This is a genomic window from Methyloceanibacter sp. (genome assembly GCF_058506495.1).
This window is the reverse complement of record NZ_JBZMXT010000108.1, coordinates 1-5,944: the sequence shown is the minus strand read 5'-3', so window position 1 is coordinate 5,944 and position 5,944 is coordinate 1. Positions and strand designations below refer to the sequence as shown.

The following is a 5,944-nucleotide window of genomic DNA, read 5'->3' as shown; positions in this document are numbered from 1 at the left end:
GTCCGGTTCGCCTTAGGGATCGGGGCGTGTTGCCAGCCAGACTAGGAAGCCAATATAGGCGAAGACGGTTATATTCAAAAACGTGTCTAGAAGCCATGAGCTCATCTTGAACTCTCCCGCCGCAAGACACGAAAAAGACATATGACTAGGATCGGCGTGATAAAGACAAAACCAGTTGCCGACAGTGCGATGACCGAGCGGACAAGCGCGATGTCCCCGATCAGGACCATAGCAAGCCCCAGTGCACCGAGTATGAGACCCCAGACCGTCCGGACGCCTGCCGACGGATCCAGCTCGCCGGTTGCGAACATGGCAAGGACAAAGGCAGCGCTGACCACACTCGTGACGACGAACAGAAATGCCGCGACGATCGTCGCTGCCCGGGTCAGTGTGTCCAAGGGAAAGCGCTCTAGTAAGGCGAAGGTAGTAGCATCTAGATTTTCGCGATTGGCCGCAATCAAAGCCCCTTCTTGTCGGAAAGCGTCGAAGAAGCCGAGACCGCCAAACACGCCAAACCAAAAGACCGAAAAGAGCGTCGGTGCGAGGATCACACCGCCGAGGAATTCGCGGATCGTGCGGCCACGTGAAATACGTGCGATGAAAACTCCGACAAAGGGTGACCAGGCCAGCCACCAGATCATGTAATTTAGTGTCCAATTCTGGAACCAGTTCACAACTTCTTTGTCAAAGAATTCCGCCGTTGCGAAGCCCGCCGGCAGGACGCCAAAGACGTATCGGCCGAAGCCAGAGACGACTGTGTTCATGATGTAGGATGTTGGGCCCAGAATCAGGAGATAGACCATGAGGCCGATCGCGATCAACATGGCGAGATTCGAAAGCTTTGCCATCCCGTCGCCGAGGTCGCGTCTGAGCGGGATCACGAATGCCAGACACATCGCCGCGAATACCGAGGCGGTCAGAAGGTCAGAGCTTTCGATCCCAGTCAGTCCTGCGACGCCAGTTTGCACCTGGAAAACTCCCATGGCCAGAGACCCTGCGAGACCAACGGCGATCGCGACAATAGCAAGCAGGTCGAACAGCCAACCGAGACCGCGTGTCCAACTGAAGTCGCCAATCGCATCAATCAGTGGTGCGCTGAGCAGCAGGCTGCTGTCCCGACGGAAGCCGAAATAGGCAATGACCAAGCCAACAACACCGTAGATTGCCCAAGCGTGAAACCCCCAGTTTAAGTACGTCACAAAGAGCGCGAGCCCCGCCGCCCGGGCAGGGCTCTCGTTTTGTCGAAGTTGGTCGAAATGCGTGAGAGGTTCCGCAACGCCGTAGAAGAGCAGCCCAACGCCCATCCCGGCGGCGAAAAGCATCGCGATCCAGGCGGTCGTGGAGAATTCCGGTCTGGAGTCGTCGGGTCCGAGACGCACGCCCCCGAACCGTGAACATGCCAAGTAAATCGCGGCAAACAGCATGCTACTCGCTTCAAGCATGACAAACCAGCCGCGGCTTTGGAATTGAGCCACCACCTTGGTCGTTGCGAAGCTTCCTAGTCCCTGAGGATCGAAGATGCCCCATAGCGCAATGGCTGTGCTGATCACAAGCGCGGTGATCAAAAGAGGGCTTGCTCTCATGGCATATGTTCCCCCTGGGACTGCTTAAGCGAGTCAAGAGCAGTACGATGGAGCTGTGGACGTGGCGTCGGTGTTGTTGAAGGCTAAGATAACAAAATTATTGCTGATAAGCCGAAACACCGACGGAATCTAGGCCGATCGTTCTCGCTTGATGCTTTCGGCATCCGGTAATCGGACAGGTGGCGTCACGGCGTTAGTAGGAATTTGCTGAGCTTGGCCCTCCAGCTGTTGTGGCGGTAGCTGGTCAAGCGATGAGATCAATCGGCTCGGCGAAAAGCTCAGCAAGGGTTGTCCAGCCGTCGACCTTTCTCAGTTCGATCGCGGATAGAAGAGCGGCCTTGATGCCCTACCGTCAACGTGCGAGAAGTTTGTCAGTATTATCATGATCGATAGGCCTGAAAAGGTAGTCCTGTGTGGTTTCTTAGTACTCGCTGGCTCCCACTTGCAACAGCACTCGTTGTATTCACTTGTTCCGCAGTCTCAGCCCAGACCTCTAACGCGCCACTCCCTGCCGTTGGCGTCGTTGTTGCGACAAAGCAAGACGTCACGCCATCTTATGAATTCGTTGGCCGCATCGAGGCTGTCTCTCGAGTCGCATTGCGGGCTCGCGTGACGGGGTTTTTAAGGGAGCAGAGATTCAGCGACGGCCAGAACGTCAACGAAGGCGACATCCTGTTTATCATCGAACAGGAGCCGTTCGCGGCCGCCTTGCGTCAGGCCGAGGCTGATCTTGCCGCTGCTAAGGCTGAGGCGGAAAATGCCACCGTCGCCCTTGAACGAGCCGTGGAGCTTCGAGCCAACGAGACTGTCTCGCAGGCTACTGTCGATGACCGTACTGCGACCAAGCGCGTGGCTGACGCGTCGGTCCTGCAACGCGAAGCCGCATTGGAGAAGGCGCGGATCACCTTCTCGTATACTGAGGTGGTCGCGCCGATTTCGGGCCGGATCGGACGGACGAGCGTCAAGCCGGGAAACCTCGTTTCGCCAGAAACCGGGGTGCTTGCCACGATCGTCAATGACAACCCGGCTTACGTAAATTTCAATGTCACCGACCGCGAAGCACTTGAAGTGCGGCGGGCACTAGCAGACGCCGGCATTGCAGAGGTGAAAAATAACCAACGGGTGCAGATCAAACTGCGCCTCTCCGATGGCTCAATTTACAGCGAAACGGGACGGGTCGACTTCAGAGACGTTCAGGTGAACCCGACGACGGACACGATCCTGTTTCGGGGCGTCATCGCAAACCCGAGAGGAATTCTCGCCGATCAACAGTTTGTCATCGTGATTGTCGAAACGGCCACGCCCAAGCAGCTGATTGTCATCCCCGCAGCAACCATCAGCTTCGATCAGCGCGGCCGGTTCGTGCTTATTATCGATGATGATGGCAGGGTCCAAGAGCGCTTCATAACGGTGGGCAGTGAGGTAGCAGGCGGTGTCGCGGTCACAAAAGGACTCGAGGCCGGTGACCGGGTCATCCGCGATGGGATCATGAAGGTGCGGCCCGGGATGCAGGTCGAAGCCCGTCCGATCGCTCAAGCCCCAGGGGGCAAGTGATGCTTTCGGAAATCTTCGTGCGCCGTCCCCGGCTCGCATTTGTCATTTCGATTGTCATCACGATTGCAGGGCTGATCTCGCAGCGCGCGCTTCCGGTTGAGCAGTTCCCCAACATTGTCCCACCTCAGGTCCAGGTGTCCGGCACTTACCCCGGCGCCAACGCACAGGTGGTGGAACAGACGGTCGCCCAGCCCATCGAATCCCAGGTTAATGGCGTCGACGACATGATTTATATGAAGTCGACGAGCGGCAACGATGGCACCTTCACGCTCAACGTCAGCTTCGCGGTCGGCACCGATCCGGACATTGCGACTGTCAATACGCAGAACCGCGTTGCGCTGGCAGTACCGCAGTTGCCCGAAGAGGTGCAACGCCAAGGCCTGAGCACGCGCAAGCAGTCAACCGCTCTATTGCAGGTTATTACGCTCTATTCGCCGAACCAGACGTTCAACACACTGTTCCTGAATAACTACGCTCGCATCAACATCATGGATACGCTCGCACGCGTACCAGGGGTGGGACAGGTGCAGCTTTTCGGCCTGCAAGATTATTCGATGCGGATCTGGTATTTCACCGACCGTTTGACAGCCCTTAACCTGACACCCAATGACATCAGGAATGCAATCCGTTCGCAGAATGTGCAGGCGGCTGTTGGCCGCATTGGGGCCCAGCCGATCAGCGATGATGTCGACCTTCAATTCAACCTGACAACGCAGGGGCGCCTTTCAGAGGCGGAAGACTTTGAGGACATTATCGTTCGAGCCAACCCCGATGGGTCGAGCGTACGCGTACGGGACGTGGCACGCGTGGAATTGGGCGCGCGAAGTTCCGATGCTTTCACCAGGCTCGATGGCAAAGAGTCGGCTGGGATTGCGATCTATGGCGCACCGGGATCTAATGCGATTGCGACGGCCGACTCGGTCACCACGGTCATGGAGGATTTGCAGAAGCGGTTTCCAAACGATCTTGCCTGGTCGGTGACCTACGACACGACCGTCTTCGTCAAGGCCAGCATCGCCAACGTCTACTCTTCGCTCATTATCGCGTTCATTCTTGTTGTTGCCGTCACCTTCGTCTTCCTAGGATCCGTCAGGGCGACAATCGTTCCGGCCGTGGCCATCCCCGTCTCGCTAATCGGGACCTTCGCCGCGATGGCGGCCATGGGACTGTCTTTGAATACCGTCTCGCTGTTGGCGCTCGTGCTCGCCATCGGCGTTGTCGTTGACGATGCCATCGTCGTCGTCGAGGGCGTGCTGAGGATCATGGATGAGGAGGGGCTCGATCCGAAGGCCGCAACCATTAAGGCAATGGAGCAGCTGACAGCGCCGATAATCGCGACAACACTTGTGTTGCTGTCGGTATTCGTGCCGGTGGCGTTCATTCCCGGCATCGTCGGAGCGCTTTTCCAACAGTTTGCCATCTGCATATCGTTCGCAGTTGTCATCTCCTCCATCAACGCGCTAACCCTTTCGCCAGCGCTTTGCTCCCTCATCTTGAAGCCCGGACAGAAGCCAAGGGGATTGATCCGTAGCATGCTGGGCGGCATCGAGCAGATGACAGGCGGTTATTCCTTCCTCGTCTCGCGTATCATCGGCTACTCGCTCTACGGCGCCGCTGCTGTCGCGGCGCTGATGGCCACAACCGTTCTTCTATTCCAGGTGACCCCATCTGGGTTCCTGCCGTCGGAAGACCAGGGCCTGTTCATGGGCGAAGTTCAGCTTCCCGACGGAGCATCGGTGACACGGACGTCTGCAGTCGTGAGCGAGGTGGAAAAGATCGTTGCCGCCGACCCAGCGGTGGCAGAGGTGTTCACCGTCATCGGCTACAGCCTTCTCAATGGCCTGTCGCAGTCCAACAGTGGCATCGTTATTGGCAAGCTAAAGCCCTTCGAAGAACGCACCCAGTCGAATCTGTCAGTGGAACCGACGATCGCACGCCTGCAAGGCCAGGTGCTTGCGCTTCCCGGGGCGACGGTGTCACTGTTCAACCTGCCTCCCATATCAGGACTTGGGAACGCGGGCGGTTTCGAATACCAGCTACAAGACCTCTCGGGCCGGCCGACTCACGAACTTGCCCAAACACTACGCGGGCTGCTCGTCAACGCACAAAAGGCGCCAGAGATAGGCACCGTATTTTCCCTTTGGTCGAACAACACGCCGCTTGTCTATCTCGACATTGACCGGATCCGGGCCCGGACGCTGGGGGTTGAGATCAACGACATCTTTATTGCTCTTCAGGCCACGCTCGGCGGACTCTATGTTAACGATTTCAACCGGTTCGGGCGGGTCTGGCAGGTGAATATCCAAGGTGAAGGCATCGACCGCGCTTCTATTGAGGACATTGGTCGGATCCACGTTAGGAATGCGTCTGGGGAAATGGTTCCGCTGCAAGGCTTCGTCAAGCCGCGGATGGTGACCGGCCCACAGGCTATCATCCGCTTCAACAATCAGCGCAGTGTCACGGTGAACGGCGGACCAGCGCCAGGAGTAAGTTCCGGCGAGGCGCTCAATGCAATGGAGCGGGTGTCCAACGAAACACTCCCCGATGGTTTTGGATTCGCTTGGTCGGGCACGGCCTACCAGGAGAAGCTCGCGGGCGCGCAGACGGTGGTTGCCATTCTGCTGGCCGTTGTGTTCGGCTATCTGTTCCTCGTCGGGCTTTATGAAAGCTGGAGTATGCCTGCGGTGGTTCTGCTCTCCGTGGTGATCGCTGTCACGGGGGCACTGGTTTCCCTTTGGTTGACGGCGCTGCCCAACGATGTCTACGCGCAGATCGGCATCGTGCTCTTGATCGGGCTGGCCTCTAAG

At 57.7% G+C, this 5,944-nt stretch carries 3 protein-coding genes; 2 read left to right on the top strand and 1 reads right to left on the bottom strand.

The window, feature by feature from the left end; all coding sequences use genetic code 11:
- Nucleotides 1–101: 101 nt before the first annotated feature.
- Nucleotides 102–1,583, bottom strand: coding sequence for a BCCT family transporter (locus AC33YF_RS12510; protein WP_491777540.1), 1,482 nt, complete (start codon nt 1,581–1,583; stop codon nt 102–104).
- A gap of 411 nt (nt 1,584–1,994) precedes the next feature.
- On the opposite strand from AC33YF_RS12510, the gene AC33YF_RS12505 reads away from it, so the two are divergent.
- Together AC33YF_RS12505 and AC33YF_RS12500 are read left to right on the top strand one after the other, a co-directional pair.
- Complete coding sequence (locus AC33YF_RS12505) at nt 1,995–3,137, top strand: efflux RND transporter periplasmic adaptor subunit (protein ID WP_491777539.1); 1,143 nt, start codon at nt 1,995–1,997, stop codon at nt 3,135–3,137.
- Nucleotides 3,137–5,944: efflux RND transporter permease subunit (locus AC33YF_RS12500; RefSeq protein WP_491777538.1), on the top strand; the 2,808-nt coding region annotated here is incomplete at its 3' end. The genes AC33YF_RS12505 and AC33YF_RS12500, both read left to right, overlap by 1 nt.

Excerpts from the sequence above, each read along its gene's own strand:
- AC33YF_RS12510 (WP_491777540.1), bottom strand. The coding sequence starts at position 1,583 with ATGAGAGCAAGCCCTCTTTTGATCACCGCGCTTGTGATCAGCACAGCC.